At 38.8% G+C, this 24,436-nt stretch carries 25 protein-coding genes and 2 pseudogenes; 4 read left to right on the top strand and 23 right to left on the bottom strand.

The window, feature by feature from the left end; genetic code table 11:
* Positions 1-12 precede the first annotated feature (12 nt).
* The 8 genes from AC623_RS07310 to norA form a co-directional block, all read right to left on the bottom strand.
* On the bottom strand, positions 13-1,458 hold the full coding sequence (locus AC623_RS07310) for an ethanolamine ammonia-lyase reactivating factor EutA (RefSeq protein WP_049661833.1): 1,446 nt from the start codon (positions 1,456-1,458) through the stop codon (positions 13-15).
* 144 nt (positions 1,459-1,602) lie between these two features.
* Positions 1,603-2,097 (bottom strand): EutP/PduV family microcompartment system protein, encoded by a 495-nt coding sequence (locus AC623_RS07305; RefSeq protein ID WP_049661831.1) that lies wholly within the window; start codon positions 2,095-2,097, stop codon positions 1,603-1,605.
* Between the two features lie 13 nt (positions 2,098-2,110).
* Complete coding sequence (gene eutS / locus AC623_RS07300; protein WP_049661829.1) at positions 2,111-2,452, bottom strand: ethanolamine utilization microcompartment protein EutS; 342 nt, start codon at positions 2,450-2,452, stop codon at positions 2,111-2,113.
* Entirely contained in the window at positions 2,449-3,750 is a 1,302-nt protein-coding gene (eutH, locus tag AC623_RS07295) for an ethanolamine utilization protein EutH (RefSeq protein ID WP_049661827.1), read from the bottom strand. The genes eutS and eutH overlap by 4 nt, the downstream gene beginning before the upstream one ends.
* 116 nt (positions 3,751-3,866) lie before the next feature.
* Positions 3,867-4,442 (bottom strand): ANTAR domain-containing response regulator, encoded by a 576-nt coding sequence (locus AC623_RS07290; protein ID WP_049661825.1) that lies wholly within the window; start codon positions 4,440-4,442, stop codon positions 3,867-3,869.
* Positions 4,411-5,871 (bottom strand): sensor histidine kinase, encoded by a 1,461-nt coding sequence (locus AC623_RS07285; protein ID WP_049661824.1) that lies wholly within the window; start codon positions 5,869-5,871, stop codon positions 4,411-4,413. The genes AC623_RS07290 and AC623_RS07285 overlap by 32 nt, the downstream gene beginning before the upstream one ends.
* A gap of 220 nt (positions 5,872-6,091) precedes the next feature.
* Positions 6,092-6,274: a hypothetical protein gene (locus AC623_RS07280; protein WP_049661822.1), complete on the bottom strand. Its 183-nt coding sequence runs from the start codon at positions 6,272-6,274 to the stop codon at positions 6,092-6,094.
* 784 nt (positions 6,275-7,058) lie between these two features.
* Positions 7,059-8,252: a multidrug efflux MFS transporter NorA gene (gene norA, locus AC623_RS07275; RefSeq protein ID WP_049661821.1), complete on the bottom strand. Its 1,194-nt coding sequence runs from the start codon at positions 8,250-8,252 to the stop codon at positions 7,059-7,061.
* A gap of 118 nt (positions 8,253-8,370) precedes the next feature.
* On the opposite strand from norA, the gene AC623_RS07270 reads away from it, so the two are divergent.
* A complete protein-coding gene (locus AC623_RS07270; RefSeq protein WP_049661819.1) occupies positions 8,371-9,204 on the top strand; it encodes a MerR family transcriptional regulator in 834 nt (277 codons plus the stop codon).
* 153 nt (positions 9,205-9,357) lie between these two features.
* Here AC623_RS07270 and AC623_RS22250 read toward each other — a convergent pair.
* The 7 genes and pseudogenes from AC623_RS22250 to AC623_RS07240 all read right to left on the bottom strand — a co-directional run.
* Positions 9,358-9,443, bottom strand: a pseudogene (locus AC623_RS22250) (hypothetical protein); the annotation flags it as partial.
* A 147-nt stretch (positions 9,444-9,590) separates the two neighbouring features.
* Positions 9,591-10,376 carry a glycerophosphodiester phosphodiesterase gene (locus AC623_RS07265; protein WP_156187107.1) on the bottom strand — a complete coding sequence of 262 codons (786 nt, stop codon included), beginning with the start codon at positions 10,374-10,376 and terminating at the stop codon, positions 9,591-9,593.
* A gap of 304 nt (positions 10,377-10,680) precedes the next feature.
* Positions 10,681-11,427, bottom strand: a complete 747-nt coding sequence (locus AC623_RS07260) for an amino acid ABC transporter ATP-binding protein (protein ID WP_049661814.1) — start codon at positions 11,425-11,427, stop codon at positions 10,681-10,683.
* Between the two features lie 14 nt (positions 11,428-11,441).
* Positions 11,442-12,101 (bottom strand): amino acid ABC transporter permease, encoded by a 660-nt coding sequence (locus AC623_RS07255; protein ID WP_049661812.1) that lies wholly within the window; start codon positions 12,099-12,101, stop codon positions 11,442-11,444.
* A gap of 61 nt (positions 12,102-12,162) precedes the next feature.
* The gene (locus AC623_RS07250; RefSeq protein WP_049661811.1) at positions 12,163-12,960 is read right to left on the bottom strand and encodes an amino acid ABC transporter substrate-binding protein; all 798 of its coding nucleotides are present in this window, start codon (positions 12,958-12,960) and stop codon (positions 12,163-12,165) included.
* Between the two features lie 610 nt (positions 12,961-13,570).
* Complete coding sequence (locus AC623_RS07245; RefSeq protein ID WP_197090950.1) at positions 13,571-14,158, bottom strand: YiiX/YebB-like N1pC/P60 family cysteine hydrolase; 588 nt, start codon at positions 14,156-14,158, stop codon at positions 13,571-13,573.
* Positions 14,159-14,743: 585 nt separating this feature from the next.
* Positions 14,744-15,868: an S-layer homology domain-containing protein gene (locus AC623_RS07240; RefSeq protein WP_049661807.1), complete on the bottom strand. Its 1,125-nt coding sequence runs from the start codon at positions 15,866-15,868 to the stop codon at positions 14,744-14,746.
* A 307-nt stretch (positions 15,869-16,175) separates the two neighbouring features.
* Here AC623_RS07240 and AC623_RS20950 point away from each other — a divergent pair, with 307 nt between their 5' ends.
* Positions 16,176-16,415: a tyrosine-type recombinase/integrase gene (locus AC623_RS20950; protein ID WP_331457017.1), complete on the top strand. Its 240-nt coding sequence runs from the start codon at positions 16,176-16,178 to the stop codon at positions 16,413-16,415.
* A gap of 136 nt (positions 16,416-16,551) precedes the next feature.
* Here AC623_RS20950 and AC623_RS07235 read toward each other — a convergent pair whose 3' ends face one another.
* Positions 16,552-17,307, bottom strand: a complete 756-nt coding sequence (locus AC623_RS07235; RefSeq protein WP_049661806.1) for a TerC family protein — start codon at positions 17,305-17,307, stop codon at positions 16,552-16,554.
* Positions 17,308-17,872: 565 nt separating this feature from the next.
* The gene (locus AC623_RS07230; protein ID WP_049661803.1) at positions 17,873-18,106 is read right to left on the bottom strand and encodes a hypothetical protein; all 234 of its coding nucleotides are present in this window, start codon (positions 18,104-18,106) and stop codon (positions 17,873-17,875) included.
* A gap of 380 nt (positions 18,107-18,486) precedes the next feature.
* Here AC623_RS07230 and AC623_RS07225 point away from each other — a divergent pair.
* Together AC623_RS07225 and AC623_RS07220 are read left to right on the top strand one after the other, a co-directional pair.
* A pseudogene (locus AC623_RS07225) lies at positions 18,487-19,519 on the top strand (IS1595 family transposase).
* 121 nt (positions 19,520-19,640) lie between these two features.
* On the top strand, positions 19,641-20,237 hold the full coding sequence (locus AC623_RS07220) for a class I SAM-dependent methyltransferase (protein WP_049661802.1): 597 nt from the start codon (positions 19,641-19,643) through the stop codon (positions 20,235-20,237).
* Positions 20,238-20,623: 386 nt separating this feature from the next.
* On the opposite strand, the gene fabG is transcribed toward AC623_RS07220, so the two are convergent.
* The 6 genes from fabG to pduL are packed head-to-tail and all read right to left on the bottom strand — an operon-like array spanning position 20,624 to position 24,402.
* Complete coding sequence (gene fabG / locus AC623_RS07215) at positions 20,624-21,394, bottom strand: 3-oxoacyl-ACP reductase FabG (RefSeq protein ID WP_049661800.1); 771 nt, start codon at positions 21,392-21,394, stop codon at positions 20,624-20,626.
* Between the two features lie 15 nt (positions 21,395-21,409).
* A complete protein-coding gene (gene mdh / locus AC623_RS07210) occupies positions 21,410-22,375 on the bottom strand; it encodes a malate dehydrogenase (protein WP_049661798.1) in 966 nt (321 codons plus the stop codon).
* Positions 22,376-22,420: 45 nt separating this feature from the next.
* Positions 22,421-22,801 carry a BMC domain-containing protein gene (locus AC623_RS07205; protein WP_053104081.1) on the bottom strand — a complete coding sequence of 127 codons (381 nt, stop codon included), beginning with the start codon at positions 22,799-22,801 and terminating at the stop codon, positions 22,421-22,423.
* 15 nt (positions 22,802-22,816) lie between these two features.
* Complete coding sequence (locus AC623_RS07200) at positions 22,817-23,074, bottom strand: EutN/CcmL family microcompartment protein (protein WP_049661797.1); 258 nt, start codon at positions 23,072-23,074, stop codon at positions 22,817-22,819.
* A 3-nt stretch (positions 23,075-23,077) separates the two neighbouring features.
* Positions 23,078-23,746, bottom strand: coding sequence for a hypothetical protein (locus tag AC623_RS07195; RefSeq protein ID WP_049661796.1), 669 nt, complete (start codon positions 23,744-23,746; stop codon positions 23,078-23,080).
* On the bottom strand, positions 23,743-24,402 hold the full coding sequence (pduL, locus tag AC623_RS07190; RefSeq protein WP_049661794.1) for a phosphate propanoyltransferase: 660 nt from the start codon (positions 24,400-24,402) through the stop codon (positions 23,743-23,745). The genes AC623_RS07195 and pduL overlap by 4 nt, the downstream gene beginning before the upstream one ends.
* Positions 24,403-24,436: the final 34 nt, after the last annotated feature.

Genomic DNA, 24,436 nt, shown 5'->3' with positions numbered 1-24,436 from the left:
TTCCTCCTTGCTTTATGAGTGAAAAGTGAGGGTTTTTATGACTACCGGCACTACTCCGGACTGAAGAACCTGGCCGATGTCCATGTAGCCCCCTTGCTCGATATCGATTTGATCAATGCACAGTATGCTCTGCTCTGGCTCCAAAGCCTGCAATGTCTGCCCGAGAACTTTCGCATGATCGCTCTGTAAAACAATAATAAACGGCTGATGAGGATCGGGCTTTAGCTGCCGACAGGCAATCAGCTTTTTAGCAATCGACTGGATATCCCTAAACTTGAGATAGGGGATATCCGTCAAATAAAGTACAAAGTTTTGTCCTTCTCCTCCTGGATCATAAATCGCAATCGCTTCTTCTACGCTGCTTTGCAATTTAGCCAGCCCTACGGCGGTTTCATATTCAAACGAAACCTCTACGACGGGCAGGTTTTTCTGAGGAAGTTGGCTGCTCTCTACTTGAATCGTGGCTCCACTAATATTTGTCGTTTGGGTGCCGGCTCCGAGAACCGTTGCTCGGACTGTTTCATTTGGCTTTTGCCATTCATAGTGCTGCAAACCCGGTTCCCGTCTCAACGAAGAGGCGAGTTCTATCCCAATGTCATCGTAGACAGCCAGAGAAGCATTTTCCTCTTCTAATTGATAGATACATTCTGATACGCCGCCTGAAAAAACAATGATGTCAATGTCTCCATTCCATTGTGGAGGATGGCCCAATAAAAGTACTTCATCCCCCTTGGTCATTGATTTTGATAAAACATTTGCCATCACTGTGGCCATGCGTCGTGTGATTTTCTCGATGTCCGGATGATGTTTACTATCACCTATCTGCATGGTCCAGCCTTCCTGACGGATAAGCTTTTCCACGGGAGGAGAAATGCTTTTGATCTGTTCATCTTCAAATTCAATGAGCCGACCGCCTACATGAAGTGTACATGTGCCAGCCAGCCTGCCGTCTTTGTACACCGCAATATTTGCTGTTCCGCCGCCGATATCGACATTCGCCACCGACTTGCCTGTTTTTTTAGAATAACTGTAAGCTCCAGAACCCTTGGCTGCAATAATCCCTTCTAAATCCGGCCCTGCTGCAGCAACTAAAAATCCACCGGCATGTTCAGATAAATGATGAACCATTTCCTCTGCGTTTTGCTTCGTGGCCGTCTCTCCCGTAATAATAACCGCACCTGTTTGGATTTGGTTCGATGTCACGCCCGCCTTCTCATATTCGCTTTTTACGATATCATCGACCGCATTCATATCAATCGTCGTGGCGGATAATAACGGGGTTCTAAAAATCGGGCTGCGATATAAAACTTCTTTATCGATGATTTCAATTCTTGGTACATGTGTTCCTCCGGCTAAATTCATGAGTGAAAACCGGCTTATGACCAATTTTGTTGTGCTCGTACCAATATCGATTCCGGCACTTAATAACGTTTCCACACGGGATGCCAGGCTTTTCACACTTCTGCACCACCTTAAAAAGCAAAAAGACGCCTCCGGGAATCGATTATCATCAAATTCCTCAGAGGCGCCTTTGCCTGTTTCTATACTTTTGTAAATGTAATAATCTAAATATAACGAAAAAACATCATTTTGTAAAGGTTTTCACCTAAAAATAAAATCATACTGCTTACGTGCTGCTGCATACTCTTTCATTTCCTGTAAGGAACTACAGGCAGCAAGATCCCGCAATAGTTGAATTCCTTTGCCAGTAACGGACGAGGTCACTACAATGGGTCCGTCCGTTACAGCTTGCTTTAACTTTTGAATCGTTCTTTCTATATCGGCATTAGGATGATCAGCCTTTGTTACAATACCGACCGACAATTTCGGAATGCCGGCGCTAAATCCCGGGGGAAACACCATTTTGTCCCCCGTGGCATCCTGAATATAAAAAACGTGTGTGACTTCTAAAGCTGTGGCCATAATATTTTTATAAAACAAGGGATTTTCTGTATATTCCCCCGGTGTATCCACAATCCAGTCATGATAAACAAGAGACTGTGTCTTGACTGCTTCTACCTGTTTGCCTAACAAGGCATTTGTTAAGGTGGATTTGCCCGCTCCAATGGAACCAATTAACATCACTCGATTCATCATGTTCTGCCTCTCCTTATGATTTTGTTATTTTCGAAGAGGTATAGCCCAGTTGCTCAGAAAGAAAACGATTAATTTCAATCATGGCCATCTCCACTTCCGAGACGCTTCCGACAATAACCAAACTTCCGGTAAAACGGTCAAGAAAACCAATCGTCACACTTGCTGCTTTTGTAGCGAGGTCTCCCGCAATAATGACTGTCTCACTTGGAGTCAGTGTCAAGATCCCAAGTGCCCCTGCTTCCTGAATGCCAAGTTTTGTATACATATCCGGATCCGGATTGGCAATTAAATGACTAAGCGTTATTTGTTTGCCAGGAACGAATTCCTGAATAAATCGCTGTTTCTCTTCACTCATCCTTGCGCCCCCTGTTGTACGGTTTTTTCTTGTGCTTGTATATTTTCTTTGGCTGTAGTGTTCTCTTCCTCTAAATACTCCCCAGGACGGATGGTGCCATTTGCACGATCTTCCTCTTCAAGCCGAAGAGCCGTCGGCACGGACAGCCAGTAAGCAAGACCAATGGCAATAACACCTGCAGAAATTTTTCCAATGAGGACAGGTAAGATTAAGTTAGGCTGAAAATTGGCTGTAAAGGATAAATGGTCACCTAACAAAAAGGCTGCACAAACAGCAAAAGAAATGTTAATAACTTTATCTTTTGGTCTCATGTAACGAACAAGCTGGAACATAGCTAGTATATTCGCAATTGTGGCAAGAAGACCGGCACTCCCTGTTGAACTAAGACCAATTTTTCTTCCCCCTGCCTCTAACGGTTTTGCTGCATATTTGCGAAGCAAGTAAACCATCGGAAACGCACCGGCCAGCATAATGCCAATATAACCGGCTGTTTCTAAAGCCCGGAACTGGTCTTTCTTATCTGCCATAATGGGATCGAAGCCCCATGCGCCAAATAAACTGGAGAAGGCTCCTGTAAAGATCTCCACAATCGAAAAGACTAACACTAGCTTAATAGCGGCATCCATCACTTTTCCAAAAATCATAAAGCCTTGAATCATCAATTTCGGGAAGAATTTCAACCCTGCTGCAATCGCAATCACAAAAATAAGCAACGGCAGCAAATTCACCATAATTTTGCCGTAGGATAAAGCAAACTCATATGTTGAGTCACTCGTTGTATTAATGACATTACGCACTTTCGTATTAAATAAAAGGGTTAACACACTTGCAATGAATGCACCAATCGGAATCGTTAATACACCCGACATCACGCCTAGTGCCATGTATTTGTGATCTCTTTTATCCAGCATGGCCAGTCCCATAGGAATCGAAAAAACGATGGTCGCACCGGCCATATAGCCAACAATCATGGCCATAATCCATCCTTCATATGTTTCTTTTAACACATTGGCTAATTGGTAACCGCCCATATCTGTTGCTAAAATAGCGGTAGCTGCAATGGCCGGATCGGCCCCCACGGAGTTAAAAAGCGGTCCAATCACCGAATCAATAAACTGTGACAAAAATGGAATGGACGCCATGATCCCCGCTGCCGGGACAAAGATGTGACCGACCGTATGCAGGCCATTCATAAATTCCCTTCCTAGACCTTCCTCAGGATTGCGGATCGCCGCAAAAGCTCCTAAGACTGCACATGTCATAATGATATACACAACAATATTGCCAATCATGCTCATATAACCCTCTCCTTTTTTCATAAATTTAAGTATAAAATGCAATAAAAAAACAGACTCCTCCCGGTGGCTTTATACCATCGTTAAGCGTCTGTGCTTACTTACTATTCACTTGTTATCTAGGATTCTTTATATTTAGCAATCACTTTTTCAGCTGTCTGATTCATAGATAGCCGATGCTTCATGCTGAATTTTCTCATCCTCTGGTAAGCCTCTTCTTCAGAAACAGCCAGATTCTTTATAAGCAGTCCTTTCGCTCTCTCGACGAGCTTTCGCTTTTCCACCTGCTCATTCGCCGCTGTAACGGCTTCCTGCATGGATTTCATTTTAGCAGCCTGGTTCAGTGCCACTTCGACAGCTGGCAGCAAATTCGCCTCAGATACCGGTTTAACAAGATAGCCCACTACATTGGCCTGCTTTGACTTTTCTACAAACTCTTTCTGACTATAAGCCGTCACTAAAATAATAGGGGCATCAAGCTTGCTGGAAATGATTTTCCCTGCTTTCAACCCATTTAATTTAGGCATTTTAATGTCCATAATGATTAAATCTGGCTTAAGCGCAAAGGCAAGCTCCACTGCTTTCTCCCCGTCGCCTGCTTCTCCTACTACTTCATATCCATTATCCTGTAAAATGGAGGAAATGTCTAAACGGATCAGCGACTCATCTTCCACCAGCAAAATCCGCTTCCTCATATTCCTTCACTCCCTCCTGCTCTAATGTAAATGACACGATGACAGTGGTTCCGGTTGAGGAAGATCCGATATAATATTCACCGGATAAATCATGTTCAATTAAGTTTTTTACAATATCTAATCCAAGCGACCGCTTCACTTCTTTTCCCATCCCTGTCCCATTATCGCTCACTGATAAAGTGACGTTGCTTTCCTGTCTCGTAAACCTCACATCAATTACCCCGGAGGAACGATGTTTAAATGCATGTTTGATTGAATTTTGGACAAGTTCATTGACCACGAGTGCAATTGAGACTGCTTTTTTAGAATCAGCCAATATTTGCTCCCCATGGCACCGCAATTCAAGCGCAGTTTGCTCACATCCGCCGTTTTGGATCAGCATTTGTGCGATCTTATTAGATAGGCCGACGATATCCACCTCATCATTATCCACATTGTCGCTTGCTAAAATAATTTCATAAACAGAGGCGATGCTCAGTACCCGGTTCAAACTGTCCGTTAAATAGCCTCGGCTTTCTTCGGATACACCTTTTCTGATCTGCAGCCGCAGTAAGCTGGCTACTGCTTGCAAATTATTTTTCACCCGGTGGTGAATTTCCCGGATTACCACAGATTTAACAACAAGCTCTCTTTCCTTCATACGCAAATCCGTGACATCACGGATCAGAATCAGCATGCCTGTTACCTGATCCTGCTTATAAATATCCACCTTTTTGACTTCCAGAAAAAATTTGGATACTTGAATTTCTTCAATAACCAGATCTTTGTTAGAATGGATCACCGGCCTAATAAAAGGCAGTGCTTCCTCTGCAGGCTTTCCTTCACAACCGTCTATGTTATACACTTCAGCAATGAAGCTTTTAGCCGATGGGTTTGCATAGACAATATTTGTGGAGGCATCCACCAAAATAAAATGTTCTTTCATAATATCCGATAGAGCGGGCCGCTCATGATCAGTAAAGAAAAATAATTCCCATAACATTTCGGTTGCCGGGGAAAGCGATTTCATCTTTTCTAGCTCTCTTTGTTCATGCTCTTCCTTAATAAGCATACCAATTACCTGGCCATTATCGTTCTTAATGGGGGTGACACTTTGTTTAACGAAAATACCCCGTTGTGTTACTGCTTTATTAAAAAGAACACTTTTTCCTGTTCGAAGAGAGAGAAAGACACTTGGCTCAAATTGCTCATACACGACTGTTCCAACATACGGCTCGTGATAAAGCGTTTTGCCGGTAGAAGGAGAAGCTTCCGCCACAACAATGGCATTGGTAGAATCTTTTATCTGGCAATCTATGAAGACATTGGTCCCCGTTAAATCGGCAATCAATTGAAGTTGTCTAGAGACTTCCTTAATCTTCTCTATCTCTTGTTTATCCAATGAAGTATATTCCCGGCACAAAGAATCAACTTGAGCACAATTTAACACTAGTCTACAACCCTCTATTCTTCATTAATCTTTTTAAAATTGCAAATAATTATCCAAAGTATAATTTAGAAACAGAACCAGTGTCAATCTCTCAAGCAAAAAACTCAGGATTTATTGGTCTATCATCTAAATAGATCTTTCTTCACCTATTTCCAATGAACAAGTGAGATACTTGCCTGATCACAGCCTTTATGAATTGCTTATTTTGACTAGCAAGACCTCAATCCTTGCCGCCCTTCATGACTTTTAACCCCATCCTATTTGCCTCACCTCTATGACGCCTTCTTGATTCAATCGATAACCGAACGATCCTTTTTAAGAGTTCCTCATCGAGTAACTGGTCTTTCTCTTTATCTCTTCTAGTTATAAATTTTGACCATTTAAATTTGAGCTTTCTCCACATCGTTAACTCTCCTTTTATCTATTCATTAATTAGCGGATTTTCAAGACTTTTACTTTTTTAATCTCATTTATAAAAGAGCCTTAGTATTGATAAAACTTTTGTACATTTCTTACAAGCATGGACGAATACCATCCTGTTGGTTTCCTAAAGCCCTGTATCGCTATTCTCCTATTGTAGCGAAAAAAGGCTAGAAAAAACTGTCGAACACCGTCGGTGATTAGACAAATTTTTCGTGTTTTGACTAAAAGTAATCCCTATACAAGTGCCCCTGCCAATTCACTGGGCAGGGGCACTTGTGCTAATTGATAGATCTATCTTCTCGCCTATCTACGCTCTTTCTGTCTCTTGCTCTATTGATCTCCCCAGTTGGATGGGACTAGAATAAAGAACGCTTCTCTTTCTACTTTCAACAAGATAACAGTCCTGTCGGAAGCACTTTATCCTTTTCTCGTCCGGCTATTTCTTTTGAGAGATCCAGCTTCCAAATCATGTGCAACTATACAGGAGGATTCTTTCTAATCAAAGGAACGCTGTCTGTCATGATCATATCGGTCATTTGAGCTTCACTTTTAGAAATTCTTTTCGGGATCATTCAAAAACAGCTAACAACCTGCTGGACAGCTCGTAACAAACTGTTAAAATTAGGGATCTGCAGAGGCCGGGGATTGATTCTATAGTGCCCGACTTTTGTCGATAAATTAATTTACTTTACTTGTGGATCAACATGATACTATTCATTATCGCAATCGAGTCTGTTTAGGGTTGTTATCGCTGTCGGCTTCGATTAATTATCTACGCTAGCCTTCACTTCTTTTAAAGAGTCTTTTGCCTGCTTCTTCCAAAACAATGTAATAACTATTCCTAGAGACAGTATTACAGTCGCAAAGTAGTAAGGATAATTAATATTTATATCAAATAATATCCCCCCTAGAATGGGTCCACTAATGTTTGCTAAGCTTGTAAACATAGAGTTCATTCCACCAACGAAGCCTTGTTCGTTCCCAGCGATATTTGAAAGATAGGAAGTAATGGCTGGTCGAAATAAATCAAATCCAACAAAAACAGTAAATGTAACAAGCAGGATAGAGAAATATGAATGAACAACAGTCATTAAAAAGACAAGCAGGGCCGATAATATTAAGCTATATCGAATCAGTTTAATTTCGCCCCAAATTCGTGTAATCCTATCAAACAGGATGACTTGCGAAACTGCTCCAAAAATCGCCCCGCCTGTAATAACGATCGCTATATCGGATGGTGTAAACTGAAATTTATGGTCTACAAATAGACTAAAAAACGATTCAAAAGCTGCTAAACCAAATGAGGCTATAAAAATTAAAATAAACGCAAGGAAATATTTTGGGTTAATAATACGTTTGAAGCCAGTCCTACTATTTAAGGTTTGTTCATTATTATCTTCTTTACGATTCGGTTCATCTAATAAAATAATGGAGAGTATGGCCGCAATTACACCAAGAGCTCCTGCGGAGAAAAAAGGGATACGTGTGCCAAATTCCGCTAAGAATCCACCAATACCTGGACCAATAATAAATCCGGTGCTAATGGCAGCTGACATATACCCTAGCGCCTTTGGGCGATTATCCAGATTTGTAATATCAGCAATAAAAGCTGTAACAGCTGGCATAATGAATGCTGCACTAATTCCGCCCAAAATACGAGAAATAAATAGAATTTCGATTTCTCTGCCCATCCCAAACAAAAATTCTGAGATGCCAAAAATAAATAGGCCTATCACAATCATAATTTTTCTACCCGATTTATCTACCGCTTTCCCTGCGAATGGTGAAACAATCAATTGAGCAATGGCAAATGTTGCGGTTAAATAACCAACTGTTGTTCCCGTAATGCCTAATTCATTCATCAGCGTAGGCAAGACTGGAATGACAAGACCAATTCCCAAAAAGGCTATAAATAGATTCATTAATAGTAATCCTAAGGTGACTTGATAAGTCTTCATCTTTTACCTTCTCCTTAACAAACTAATTGTCGTGATCGCAAACTAACTTGTTTTGTTTTTTACAATTCCTATCCTAGTGTATATAGTAACTATATAGTCAAGAATGGAGCTGTAAAAAATGAATAAAAAAAATGTAAAATATTTAACTACAGGGGAATTCGCGAAGCTTTGCAAAGTAAACAAACAAACACTCTTTTATTACGATCAAATTGGGCTTTTCTCTCCGGAGCATAAAAACGAAAAAGGTTACCGTTATTATTCAATTCGCCAGATTGAGCTATTTTTTGTTATCGATTTATTAAAGGACCTTGGTATGTCGCTTAACGATATTCAACAATATATGCAAAATAAATCACCTGAAAGGTTTTTATCCATTATGTATCAAAAAAAAGAAGAGATTATGAAAAAACGCCAGGAGATCGAAACGAAGGAAAAAATTGTCGATACAAAAATAGCATTAATGGAAGAAGCATTACATCTTGATTTACATCAAGTTATTCTTGAACAATTACCAGAAGCAACACTTTATTTAAGTAGAAATATTGAAAATATAACTGATGAGGAATTTGTAGAGGTCGTTTCAGATTTTGTTAATGAATTGGACGTATTACAACTTGATACAGGCTATCCGATAGGCGGGATAACGAAACGGGAGCAAGTATTAAAGGGAGAATTCACTAATTATAGCTATTTATATATCGAGCAGCCGAATCCCAAGGAAGGATATCCGTACTTTAAAAGTGTAAAGGGTGAGTTTCTCAGTGGATATCATAGAGGGGATGAGAGCACCATACATAAGACATATAAGCGACTTTTCTCAGAGATGGATCGCTTAAATTTAACCTTAGGTGATTATGTTTTTGAGGAGTATATTTACGATACAGTTGTAATGAATCGCAAGGAGCATTATGTCACAAAAATTATGATACAAGTTAATCAAATAGAGAGTTAATTTACAAAAATACTTGTATAGGGGAAACCGGAAAAATCCCCTTATACTTTTTGACTTTAAACAACTCTTGTTAAACTAACCTCCCTCCTTTTCCTTGATCTGCCCACTATTCCTTTACTATATAAAATTTAAAATGTCTTATTTTAGTATCTCTGCGAGTACTTGATAAATAGGTTTTTGGCTTTGTCTATGGATGGATTTCAACTCATTGGATAGTGATCAAAAGAATTAATCGGCATAATGCCCATCCTTTTTTAATAAAACTGCATCCTTTATTGCATTAAACTGTCCGTTAGTTTAAGCAAGATACTTAACAAAGTTTAAAGGAAAACCAAACAATAAAGGAGAGAATATGACTTCTCTCCTCTCAATTAAATAAAAAGAACTTATTTTCCCTTTTTAACTTCATGAAGCAAATTCGGGAAGTTTGTGAACATTCCTGTAACGCCCCAGTTAATTAACAACTTCATTCTTTCTTTATCATTTACTGTATATGGATGGATTTCAAGCCCATTGTTAACGACCTTTTGTACATATTCTTTGTTTAAATATGTATGGTTAGGACCTACTCCAATCGCATACTCTTTAATGGCTGCCACTTCTTCATCTGTTATTTCTGCATTTGCTTTATAAGATAGTAATTGAATTAGCTTAACAGATGGATCGAGTTTATGCATAATTTCCAAGCTTTGCGGGCTGAAAGATTGAACAAGCAGTGTCTCTTTATCTATATGATATTTATCAATAAGGCGTAAAAGTTCTTTTTCCATGCCTGGGTAAATGTCTGGTGACTTTGTTTCAATATAATATTGATTATTTTTCCCAAATTTACGGAAGATTTCTTCAAGAGTCGGTACTTCTAATCCCACATAATCTGAATTAGCATATTGGGGATATTTTTCGTTAAACCAGCTTCCTGCGTCTAATTGCTTGATTTCCGCTAATGTGTAATCTTTAACAAAGCCTGTCCCATCCGTCGTCCGATCCACTTTCTCATCGTGCATGGCGATTAATTGTCCATCCTTGGTCATTTGTAAGTCAATTTCAATATAGTCCCCATGCATTTTTTCTCCCATGTCATAGGATACTAGAGTGTGCTCTGGAGCATACCCTGAAGCACCACGATGTGATACATTTAAAATATCCTTATGTTTTTCTTTCGCAGAAGCCATCACTCCGCCAGTGATAACACTGAGTCCTAATACGAGAGCACCAAAAGCAGGTAACCATTTTCCTCTCAATCTACACCTCTCCTATTCTTTCATTAATTTGAATAGATTACCTATTAAAAATAGCAATCGAATATTAATTTTTGAAAGGATAGATGTAAAAAGAATATAAAGTTTTGTATGCTTCATTACTCAATACTTCCCGAAATGCTTTTCACCAAAATAACGTTGACTCGAACGTACTACCAAATATTAAAAAAGACAGTCAGCTCCCTATTTTGTATAGGAAACTGACTGTCTTTTTTAATTACTTGAAGCTCCGGTTTAGGAATGTTTTCGTTCTTTCAAACTGCGGGCTCACAAATAGCTTATCCGGATGGGCAGTTTCGACAATTTCTCCATCATCCATAAAGATTACCTTGTTTGCTACCTCCTTAGCAAATCCCATCTCATGTGTGACCACAATCATCGTCATTTGATCTTTTGCAAGGTCCTTCATGACTTGTAATACTTCCCCCGTTAATTCTGGGTCCAAGGCAGATGTCGGTTCATCAAATAACAGAATATCAGGGTTCATCATTAGTGCTCTTGCAATGGCGACTCTTTGTTTTTGTCCACCAGAGAGGTTTGCAGGATAAGCAGCTGCTCGATTAGAAAGTCCGATTTTTTCTAGGAGTTCAGTGCTTCGTTTTTGAATATCTTTGAATGTCTCTTTTTTTACTAATCTTGGAGCGAGCTCTAAATTTTCTTTAACAGATAAATGCGGAAAAAGGTTGAAGTGTTGAAAAACCATCCCCATTTTAGACGTTATTCGCTTAATCTCCTGTGGCTTCGAATAGATCCCATCCTGTACTAGGTTTTCGCCATCAACACGGATACTTCCGCCATCTATTTTTTCTAAATGTACTAAGCTTCGGAGCATCGTACTTTTCCCAGAACCCGATGGGCCGATCACTGCCACTACATCATTTTTATTCACATCAAATGTAATCTGTTTAAGTACCTCTTGTTTCCCAAATGATTTTTTAAGATTCTCTATTTCAATAATAGCCACTTTCACCACTCCTTCTATTCAAATTTGAACCGCTGTTCGAGCCATTTAAAGAACATCGTTAATAAGAGTGTCATGATTAAATAAATAATCCCAGCGACCAAGAAGGGTACAATGGTAAAGTCACGGTTCACTGCAGTTTGGGCAAAGTGTAACAATTCTGGTACAGCGACTGCATAAAGAAGAGCAGTATCTTTTACTAATGTCACCGATTCATTCGCAACAGCAGGAAGTGCAATTCTAAACATTTGCGGCAGAATAACACGTGTCGTTGTTTGCCATTTATTCATAGAAAGCACTTGCGCTGCCTCATACTGGCCTTTATCAATCGCTAAAACACCGCCGCGGAAAATCTCAGCAAAATAAGCGGCATAATTCAAAATAAATCCTATGCAAGCAGCAACAAAGCGATCAAATACTAAGTATTCACCTACTACCGGAAGCATCGGTAACCCAAAGCAGATAAATAAAAGCTGCAGCAGCAAAGGTGTTCCACGCATAACATAAATATAAGTATGAGCCATCCAGGATAGTGGTTTAATGCTGCTTCTTACAGCAAGCATTAATAAGAATCCTAATGGAATCGAAATGACAATGGCGACCAAAAACAAGAGGACTGTCATTTGTGCCCCCTCTAGCATTGGCCCTAAAATTGAGAGAATGTAATCAATAGACATAAATAAGCCTCCAAAAACAAAACAGGGTTCCCAAAGGAAATCCTGTTTTGCTTACTATTCCTTATTGTTTTAAAACTTTGTTCTCGCCAAACCATTTTTTAGAAATTTCAGCAGCTGTTCCATCTTCATTCATCTCATCGAGCGCTTTTTGAAGCTTCTCTAGTAATTCTTCATTTCCTTTTTTAACACCGACTCCATATTCTTCAGGCGCAAGAGACTCCTCAAGTACCTTAAAAGAACCTTTTTCTTTCGACATGTAATAGTCAGCAACAACCTCATCAATTACTACAGCATCTAAGCGTCCGCTTCTTAAATCCGTTAACGCCATCACATTATCGGAAAACTCAGTAACCGACTTAATTTTAGATTTAATTGGGTTGGCATTTAATGCATCAGAAGCAGAGGAAAGCGATTGAAGTCCAACTACTTTTCCTTCTAAATCATTTATTTTCGTTATTTTTGAATCCGCTTTTGTGACAATAACCTGTGCATTTTTTAAATAAGGCTTCGTGAACAAGACCTTCTTTTTACGCTCGTCTGTAATGGTATATCCGTTCCAGATAAGATCAATCCGGCCACTGCTTAGTTCAGATTCCTTTGTTGCCCAGTCAATTGGTTGAAATTTAACCTTTTCTCCCATTTTCTCAGCTGCAGCTCTAGCGTAGTCAATATCAAAACCAACAATCTCATTTTGTTCATCTCGGAATCCCATAGGGGCAAATTTATCGTCCACACCTATTACTAACATTTTTTCGTCTTTGTTTTCTTTTCCAGCCGTCTCTGATCCTGAATTTGAGCAAGCTGAAAGGAGTAAAAATACCGCTGCCACCATCAGTAATCTAGAAAATAATCGTGTCATGCCAAAAACCACCTTTAATAAAGTATATTGTTGTGTTAGGTCACTGCTATCCATTAGTAGTCTATTATCCTACTAAAACTTTAATACGATAATGTATTATAGTAATAATGTAATAAATAGAGTTTATACAAATCCAATGAGCCTGTCAAAGGATATTTTTAGTGTATTAGCAGACTAAAGGATTTAAAAAAATAAAAAACCTTTTAGCCCTAACAGACACAAAACAATCCGATAAAAGTGTTCTTTTACCTTTTTTTTGATAGACTAACTTATGAAGTATTATAGAGACTTTCAGTAGAACTTCATTAATTAAATCCACATTGAACGTTTTCATAAGTCCATAAAAAAATCCTTTACATTGGATAGACGGATAGTTTCTGCCTAATCCCAATATAAAGGAATACATGATAGACATCATCTACTAACATTGCTCGTTAGTTAGGGGATGGTAATTTATTTTTATCAATAATGAATTTCTACTTTTATTGGAGCGTCTCGAAATCCCTGTATAGACCGGGAGATGAAGCATTCTCATAACACAGCTTCATTCCGCACCGCCTGCACTAACACATCCTATGTATCGGATCCTGCCAATGAGGGTTTCATTTTATTACCAGCTGAAAGTTTTTACAGTTTTATAGCCGTTTAATTTTTGTAAGCTCGGGTTTAAATAACCATATGGTTCAATAATGTCAGGAATAACTTTTTTGTATGGTTTTACTGTAAATGTATAAAAGGTTGAATTGGCTCCGTAGTAATAGGATTGCCACACTAATTCAGAACAATAAAGATATGTCCGATCTTTAGGATTAGATGTTACCTTATATGACTGATTCTTATACGTTCCGACTATGTAACTATTATAAGCGTATTTTCCAGCTTTATTAGCTATTGTGCTGCTATTTGATCTAACTACTTTGGTTTTGGGGTACTTTGTTAACCAAGTGGATATACTCATTTTATGTGGCTTGCCCTTATTGTAACTTGGATGAGAATGAACGATATTTTTCCCATCACTTGCTACAATTCCTGCATGCCCAGTAACACCTCTACTACTTGTATTCTTTGTAATGACGATATCTCCAGGTTTAAAATTGAATCCTTTGTAAGTAGCTGCCTCAGCGCTATAAGTAGAAAAAAGGCAAAATACAACGAAACAAGCTACAAATACGGATACTATAGTTCTAATTGTTTTCATTTGTTTACTCCTTTCCCAATTGATGAAATCCATAGTATACTTTATAGCATCGTTTCTTTTTGGTAAATATTTCAATAGTCGTATTCTTCCATTAGTAAAAACGCACTATGCTTTGTTATGTATAGAGTGCCCTCAAATCCGAAAACCAGCATAACATCTGTCTCCCTACTTAACTAGCTACCTTTCAAAGACGAGAGAAAATCCCTCTTTTTAGTGCCTCGCTCCCCAGGTTTTAATTATAAAAATGGCAGATCAAGAAGAAAACACTCTTTAGCCGCCTAAAATAAAATCAGTTAATGGATGTGATAATTTTGATTGAAAGAAGTATATTTTTTTGCTGCATAGGAAGCTAAAACTTCACAAAGGAAAAATAAAAGAACTAAAAAAGATATATTATTCCCTCTAGACAATTGCCTTTTCGGAAGAGAATTTGTTAAGAGCAAATGTGCATTTCTTCTAGGCGAGGAGCGGCTTAATTCCATAAAAGAAACGGAGCTCTCTCTTTATTTCATAAGAAAAAACCCTGTGTCACCTAACACAGGGTTTTCATTGAGCATACTCTTAACTAAACAGACCTTTATCTAATTATGATTCTTTTGCGGCTGCCGAAATTTCTGACTGCCAATCTTCTCCTGGCTCTTCATCCAGCACAATGTTATAAATCTTCCATTTACCGTCTGATCCTTTTTTCAAGTAAGCTGCTCCAGAAGCGTCTACATTCACAGAGAATGACAGGTCTGGTGATGTAAAAGAAACTTTATATTTCAGATTATCGATACGCACTTCTGCTAGACGTTTATGAACCGCCACAGCTTTAAGGGAATGAACGCCGATCGGTTCCATCGAGAGCGTGCCATCTAGTTCCTCCATGTCACCGCCCAGTGTCAGGCTATCCAATGAATAAGACAAGTAATAGCCCGTTGTGGTTTCATGGTACAGTGCCTTCAGTGCCGGCATGTTTTCTTCCTTCATTAGCCGAATCTCTTCCTGAATGTTGCGGTCTACTACTTGTGTGACAGCTTGCTTATCTTCCGGCGCACCTGCTTCCTGATTCATAGCGCGATCAAGAATCGCAATCGCTTGTCCGCGAGTGGCAGGGTTTTGCGGCTTAAACGTATCGCCATATCCTTGAATAATCCCATTGGCTGCCAGTTTCACAACTGCTTCATAGGCAAAGCTTTTAGCCGGTACGTCCTTGAAAGTCTTGATGGATTTCGGAAAAGCTACGCTTCCTTTAAACGCCCGGTAAATCATAACTGCCATTTGATCACGTGTGATATTTTCATCTGGATAAAATTTTCCGTCAGAGCGTCCTGTTACAATGCCTTGGCTGCTGGCAATACGGACGTAGTTATAGTACCACTTAGCTGATTTTACATCAGAGAATTCTTTGACCTTTGCTCCCTCTTTCAGAGACAAGGCATTCACTAAGATTTTCGTGAACTGCGCCCGTGTTACTTTCTCATCCGGACGAACTGATACATATGAATCCTCATATACCTCGCCATCTTCCTCATATGTCTCCGTTTCCACGTATCCATCAATAATATCTGTATAAATAAAGCGTTCAATAGATTCGTAAAACCGATGGTCCGGACCGACATCCCCGATATCATAACGTTCAATCGGCTTGACGGCTGCTAACGCTGGCGTCGCAGCAAATAAGCTGACTGATAAACATAAAGCTAATAAGACCCGAAATCCCTTCAAATTCTTTCCTCTTTTCTCTATAAATTTAATAATATGAAATCTATTATAACTTATGAAGAAACAAGAAAATAGACTAGTTTTACAGGTATTTAATTTATTTTTTTACAATTAAAGTAAAATGTTTGATAAATTATAGAGAAACATATAAGAGGCTGCCTCCAAGATCATTTTGCAACAGATCCACAAGAAACTAAAAGGTGAAAAGGTTTTATCTTAACTCCTTATGACAGTTGGTTTAGCTATCGAGATTAAAAAAGTAGAATCGCTTTAAAGACGTCCTCAAAATCACTTGTAGGCGTATCTAGTAATAAAGGGAGCACTCTTACCACTATCATCCTTAAAAAATGGATATGCGCTGGCTCCTCTTACATTACGTCATCCCTATGCAACAAAATTGATGGAAGAGACAAACGATATCCACCTTCTCATGAGGCAGCTTGGACATACATCTACTACAACAGCAACACTTTATTCTAATTCGGAACAGGAAAAAGCTAAACAAGCCGCTCGCCTGCTTGGAAACAGACGAAAGCACGGCATAGATTAGACAGATTCATGCCGTGCTTATTTTCATTCCAATTTGTATATACGATTATTGTATGAACAGCTCACCTTTACTCATCACCCAGATGACTATCGGAAAATCCTGACTGATAAATATCTTGTCCAAATAACTTTGAGGTTTATCTTTTATTACTTGGTGCGAACCAGCCGACCAAAGCGATATCGATTAGTACTCCATAGAAGATGAGAGTCCAAATGGGACTATGAGGAAAATGAGGATCTAAGATACCAATATCATTATGGGCAAGTGTAATGACAGCAAGCTTCACACCGACCCAGGCAACAATGGCATAGGCTGTTGTTTCCAAGGCTGGACGTTTGCCAAGAAGTTTTACAAACCAGGCTGCTGCATACTTAATTAAGATAAGGCCAGCAATACCTCCAAGAAGAACAACAATAAACTGTCCCCCGTCCATGCCGCCGAAATCCCCAAGCGGTGAATCTGGAAGGCCAAGGGCAAGAGCAACTGCAGCTAGAATTGAATCAATGGCAAAAGCGAGATCGGCCAAAGCAATCTTTCCTACTGTGGGCCAGAAGCCTTTCCCCGAGGCTTCCTTTTGATCATCCTTATGGATGTTCTCATGTTGTTTCCCGAACCGGGCTTGAATGATATGCTTTAAGCCTAAGTACAGAAGATAGGCTGCTCCTATAGCCTGTACCTGCCAGACGTTTGCAATAAAAGAAATCGCAAAAAGAGCAGCAAATCGGAAAGCGAAAGCCATGATGATTCCGTAATTTATAGCCTTTCTCTTCTGATTTTCTGGTAGGTGCTTGGCTATAACAGCGAGTACAAGGGCATTGTCAGCGGATAATAGTCCTTCTAATCCAATTAAAATTAACAATGTCCAAGCATATTCTAGCCAGAGGGACTCCATCTGCTTCCCTCCTTTCTAAAATAAAAAATTTTCTGTAAAGGTTTCGTTAACAATAGAATGGCCAAATCCGCCACAAGTCATCCTAAAGAATAGGCCTTTAATTAAGGAGACAGATGCTCCTTTCGTCTCCTTTGTCAGCATATCAACAACAAATAGGGCCTTAACAGTTAATTAAGAAATATGAGGGTACTGCATTAACTAGACTACATATTAACAATTCATCGCTGCCTTATAAATTATGCGCTACTTTGATGAAGATAATAAACGATATCCTTCTTTCTGTGAGTCCACTTGACTACGGCAGCGGCTAAGTGATGGACAAATTAAAAGCATGGATTTGCTTAATCCATGCCTGTTTTGTATTTTTGCTACTTTAATGTGATATTTACTTTTTAATAAATTCCTCAACCTTATGATGTAGCAAGTTTCTCAAGAAGCTAAACATAAACCTCTAATAGAGTGCACTGCTGATTAAGAAGTTCATTTATCGCCTTTTGATGATTAAAGGTTATCTGAGTTTGAATATTCGCCTATTAGTCATTACCAATGAACGCGAGAAGATCATCTAGTGAATAATCTTATGTTGAGTGAGTTGTTTGTTTCCATCTTTTTGTTTACTCAAGTAGGTACGGGCCAACCAAACCCATCCGTATACAAACAAAAAGATGCCTAATAAATAAAGAGGACTCGTTAATGTTATAATTCCTTTGCTTAGTATAAGAATAAAAAAAGCGGAACCGCCTACGAGATAAGAACTCAACAGCATTAACTTAATCAGGAACTTGCCGGAAAATTTCACAAACCAAACCTCCTGTACTTTAGAATAATGATGCATTGATTACTATATTCATGATGAAAGAACTTAGTTTTTATACGTTCTACAATTGAAAAAGTTTCATCAATAAAAATGGATCACTGCTTCTGCTAAACATATAACTCTCTTCCCATAAGTATTACGGGTCACCAAACTTCTCCACTTTAAAAAGCCGGCTCTTTTGTATTTAGGAACCAGCTAGTCGGTTGATTTTTCAACTTCTCCTTCAATATCGCTAAAAATATTTGATCCTCGACTAACGTGATCTTTTCATTTGTCTTCGTTAAAGTATGATGTTGTTATTTGATACTTCTCCGAATCCTTAGTATAATCATCACAAGAACAAACGTTCGGTAGGGAGAATAGTGAGCAAAGCGTTTAGCAATCTACTAAAATATATTGATAAATTACCTCATACACAAAAAGAACAAGTATATCAATGGGTAAAACGCTATGTTCAGCCTTCTTCCTCTGTTAGTGGCCGCCTAATCAACGAAATGAGAGAAAATCGTTTCAAAAAAGGATTTAGATGCCCTCATTGTACATCTGAACACGTTGTTCGGTTCGGAAAATATAATGGTCGTCAACACTATCGATGCAAAAGTTGTCGAAAAACCTTTACTGATACGACTAATACTGTTTTATATCGCACCCGACAAGGAGACGAATGGATTATATTTGTTGAATGTATGTTTAAGGGCTATTCCTATTCCCTACGAAAATCGGCTAAAATCATTGGGGTTACTTGGGTTACACTTTTCTATTGGAGACACAAGTTACTAAACGCTCTCAAACAAATGGATTTTGAACATTTTGAAGGTATCGTTGAAATTGACGAAACCTATTTCCTGTACTCTGAAAAGGGAAAACGTGGTATTACTGAACGCAAACCTCGAAAGCGTGGTGGAAAATCTAAATATAGAGGTATAAGCCACGAACAAGTTTGTGTTCTTGTTGGAAGGGACCGCACAAAAGCAACTGTTTCCAAAATTGCTTGTATGGGTCGCATCGTGAAAGACAAAGTAGATAAAATGATTGGTTCTAAATTAATCACCGACAACGTACTTGTAACAGATGCTTGGAGAGCTTATAAAACGTATGCTAAAGAAAAAGGATTAGAACATTATCGTATTAAATCAAACGATGGAAAATACGTTATTAAGGGCTTGTATCATATTCAGAGTGTCAATGGTCTTCATTCACGAATGAAACAGTGGATTGACCGATTTAAAGGCGTGGCTACAAAATATCTCGACAATTACCTCACTTGGTTCCAGTTTATAGATAATCGCAGCAATGAAAGTACAAGACACAATATTAAAAAATTTTTTTAACATCATTTGTATTGAAGTGAGAGATACTTATGAGAGCTTACGCTTGTCTAAATTCAATGTATAGTGCTTACTTGACTGACGGCAGGATAGTTGAACAAGAAATGGAAAAAACGGAACTTATATCATTTTCAATCGTATTAAGTAAACGATATATAGAATTGGATGTAGTGAAAGGAGGTATGGAGTTGAACTTGTTAAATAAGTTGATAGAACAAGCTAAGAATCCTAATGGAATTTTAGGTTCATTTATGTTAAGGATAATGAACTCTGCTCATATTGAAATGAACAAATGGGCTTTGGAGAAGATAAAAGTAAGAGAAGAATCTGTAATGTTGGATGTAGGTTGTGGTGGAGGAAAAACACTGCAATTACTGTCAAACATGAATACATATGGGAAACTATATGGCATAGATTATTCCGAACAGGCAGTAAAAGATTCTATAAGAGCTAATAAAGTAGATGTAGAAACAGGTAAAGTACACATTGAACAAGCAAGTGTGACTGACATTCCGTTTCCAGAAAATAGTTTTGATATTATCACTGCTTTTCAAACACATTACTTTTGGTCAGATTTAGAAAACAGTGTAAAAGAAGTTTTTAGAGTATTGAAACAAGAAGGCTGTTTTTTCATTATTGCCGAGGTATACAAAATTAATTATCATATGAAAGCCTATAAAACAAAGGAAGATATGGAGCAACTGTTTAAAAAAACGGGGTTTAACACAGTAGAGTTTTATGTAAATCCGAATAAAAAATGGATATGTATTAAAGGAATTAGATAATGTAAAAAATAAATCAATTAATAAACATACTTAATCAACGGAGTTGAATAAGTATGAGGGACCCCCTATATAAATAGGGGGTCCCTTAATTATTATGCAAATATCAACCTTAAGATTTAACAGAGCCTTTCATTTAAAAGTTTCACCCTAAAGCAGCGGGTTCTTTTTTCTATTCAGTTTCTACTTAAAATGCGCCAATAAGAATGTAGTGCAAAGGTTTATTTGGAGAGACAGTTGTAAAATCAAGAATTATAAAAAGAACACGTCTAGATAAACATAGCTTTCTTAACGCGTTCTTCTTATAATTATTTGAATGAATTCTTATCAATGGATGTAGTTTTGTTCATTAATTTCTTGTTAATCCTGTTCCCAATTTCTTTTTTAAGTTAACTGATTGCACTACTGTCTTCCGGTAAAATTTGACCACCATCCACAACTATGGTTTGCCCGGTAATAAAGCCAGCGGCTTTAGAAGCAAGGAAAAAGGCGGTATGGGCAATATCATCTACTGTTCCCAGTCTTTTTAAAGGTACTGATTTCGCCATCTTTTTTAAATAATCCTCCCCAAGCTCCTTAAGGCCTTCAGTTAAAATATTCCCTGGAAGAATGGCGTTAATTGTAATATTATAAGCAGCTAACTCGAGAGCGGCTGTTCGCATAAACCCTAGCTGTGCAGCTTTACTTGCTGCATAATGCGACCAACCGGGGTAGCCAGTGAAAGGCCCTGTTATAGAAGAAGTAAGGATGACCCGGCCAGCCTCTGCTTTTTTAAGATAAGGCAAGCAACCCTGTACGGAGAAAAAAGTTCCCCTTGCATTGATATTCATTACTCGATCCCAGTCATCGCCAGTCATTTCTTCAAGTGGCACAGAGGGGAAAATACCGGCATTGGAACACAAAACATCTATTCCGCCAAATTCATCATTTACCTTTTTGGCCATGGCGTTCACTGATTCAATATTTGATACATCAGCTTCAAAAGCTTTCGCGATCCCCCCTTCTCTCCTAATTTCAGCGGCACATTCTTCAGCACTTTCTTTACTTCTTCCTACTATTGCGACTTTCATCCCCTGGCAAGCGAAATTCCTTGATATGCCTTTTCCAATCCCCTTGCTACCGCCAGTAACAACAACGGTCTTTTCTTTCTTATTTATCACAGTCCACCTCTCCAATCATTGGAAATTCCAAGCCGAACGAGAGCTGTGGAGGAATTTTATAGTACTTCTTACTGAATCGGCTGATCGATTAAACGCTTCTTTTTCCTCTTTTGTCAAAGCAAGCTCAATAGTCGACTCAATACCATTTCCCCCCAACACACATGGGACACCTAAACAAATGTCGTTATATCCGTATTCTCCCTCTAAATAGGCTACAGTAGGAAGAATTTTTTTCTTATCCTTAATTATCGACCCGGCCATCTGGACAACAGCCGCAGCAGGAGCATAATAAGCGCTCCCTTTTCCTAGCAATTCTACAATTTCACCTCCGCCTTTACGGGTTCGTTCAATGATGACAGATAATCTTTCAGGCGACAGAATCCGGTCTAGTGGTATCCCACCTGCATAAGAAAACCGGATTAGCGGAAGCATTTTATCTCCGTGCCCTCCAAGTACAAAGCTAGAGATATCTTCTATAGAAATGTTCAATTCTTCCGCTATAAAGGCATTAAATCTTGCAGTGTCTAAAACACCGGATTGGCCAATTACTCTGTTTTTAGGAAAGCCTGTTTTCTTCAAGCATAAATATGTCATGGCATCTACTGGATTGCTTAATATTAATACATAACTATCCGGAGCATACTTGCGGATATTTTTCGATATCTGTTCAATTACTTTTGCATTTTTCTCGATTAAGTCATCCCGGTCCATTCCTGGCTTCCTGGGTAGCCCTGCCGTAACGATAACAAGATCGGCGCCGGCCATTTTGGCATAATTACTAGTTCCGGTAATCCTGGAGTCTACTTTTTGAATAGAAGTAGACTGATATATATCGAGAGACTTTCCTTTTACAGGTTTTTCCTCAGAAGGTTGATCGATTAAAATCACATCGCCCAGCTCTTTTTGCACTAACATAAATGCAATCGTTGTTCCTGTAAAACCAGCGCCGACAATTGCTATCTTCTTTCTCTTAAATGCCATTCTTTCGCCTCCTCCTCTCTATTTCTTATTAAGTGCTTCCCATCTTTATTTATCTGTTTTTACTGAATTAATTCGGGTTTCTGTATTCTTCTTTTCTTCCGTTAATGGTTTTTCAGCGCTAGTTTGCTGACGATGGACCACTGATTCCTTTACTGCTTTTTCTTTAATCAATAAAGACGTCCCCGTATCTGGATGGGGTATTACCTTTGAAGAGACAAAAGCGTTGGCGCTTCTTGCCAAAGATTCCCCTAATTCAACTGCAGACTGGACTGAACTGACATCCCCTTTAACAATAATAGTAACAAGAGCTAAGTCGACCGTTTCCTGGTTTACGATACTGACATTCGAAGTCTTTAGCATCCTGTCTGCAACCTCAATAGAAATAGCAAGCCCTCTTGTTTCAATCATTCCAAGAGCTTCACTCATTTTTCATCACTTCTTTCAATTTTGATCAATAATACCAACAATAAGAGCATCAACAGGCAACCTTTTTTGATCGATAAATGATGCGGGTGCCCCTGTTGTGACAAGGACTTTATCACCGATCCCGGCACCGATTCGGTCCACTGCAACTATAGTGTTGACATTAATTGTGTTTCCTTCAACATCCAGAGGCTGAACGGTTAATAGCTTAAAACCAGTCAGACCTTCTTCTTTTCGAGTGGCCCATATATTTCCCACTACCTTGCCAATAATCATTTGTCACTCCTCCAGTGCGAAAATTTTAATTCCTTTTTGTTTTGCTAGATCTTTTGCTAAAGGAGTGACAATGCTACCTGGTAGTACTTTTATTTCTCGGCCGTTCCATGATTCTATCACCTTTTGAGAAATTAGCTTTTCATGGAAGATATTATCTTCACTTTGACCGGATTTTTTTTCATTTCTCCCTCCAGCCTGTACTAGCTCCTCCAAAGAATTAAAAAAAACCCCAAACGAAGAGAGAGTTTCACGATAGGTTAAAAACATCTGTTGATAAGCCCTATTTCTAGCCTTGAGCAGCACCTTATCATGCAAAAGAAAAGATAACTGTTGATCAGGGACTATATAAGTCTTTACTCCATGTAGCAATAAGTTTGATAACCATTCACTTTCAGCCGTATCAGCAATGCCTAATGCGCCTTTGACCATCAGTGTTTGGCTTGCCTCTAGAAAAACCGCCTCGGTAACAGACGGCGGAAGGTTCATATTTTTTTCTGTTGTTAAAGAGACCTCTGTCACTTCCCAGTATTTTCGCAATTCCTTCACTTGTTCTTTTGACATTTCTGTTCCCGGATGAATAACCAAAATAGAAGGTTTTGAATGGACAATCGATTCTTTCTGAACCTGTTTTAACACCTCTTCTACAATCTTTTGGATGAAGAGATCATTCATGATCCTTCATCCTTTCTTTTTACAATTTTACCAAAATGTCCATTTTCAATTGAACAGGCATTCGCTTCATCGGTATCAATATGCATTTCTAGACGGTATTTATCATTTATACGAACCATTACATTAGAAAAGCAGGCTTTCCGAATTCCATGCCCGGCTTCCACGCTCACTAGTTCCCCATCTTTTACACGGAACAGAGCAGCATCACTAGGCGACATATGAACATGCGCTTGCGCAATAATGAGACCTTCTTCTTTAAAAATGCTTCCACTAGGCCCTACCAGAGTAACAGGTGAAGATCCTTTAATATTTCCAGACTGACGGATAGGGGGACGAACCCCCATCCTTATCGCATCTGTCAAACTAATCTCTACCTGAGTTTTAGAACGGAATGGGCCCAAAATGCGAACTTTTTCAATGCTTCCTTTGGGACCGCTGATTAGGATTGTTTCATTGGCAGCAAATTGTCCAGGCTGAAAAAGGTCTTTTTTCTTTGTTAATTCTTCACTATTTCCAAATAAGATTTTAAAGTCCTCTTCCGTTAAGTGACAATGACGAGCAGAGATCCCTATAGGCACCAAGTGATCGTGGGTCTTCATATTCTCCAATTCAACCAAGAGCTCGTTCATAATTTCTGGCGGGAGTTTAATATCCATAAAACCCCTCCTATAATTCAATGTTTAGTTTGCT

This window comes from Bacillus sp. FJAT-27231 (assembly GCF_001183975.1).
Classification (GTDB): Bacteria; Bacillota; Bacilli; order Bacillales; family Domibacillaceae; genus Pseudobacillus; species Pseudobacillus wudalianchiensis.
Note: the sequence above shows the minus strand (reverse complement) of the source record. Positions and strands in the feature narration are given on the sequence as shown.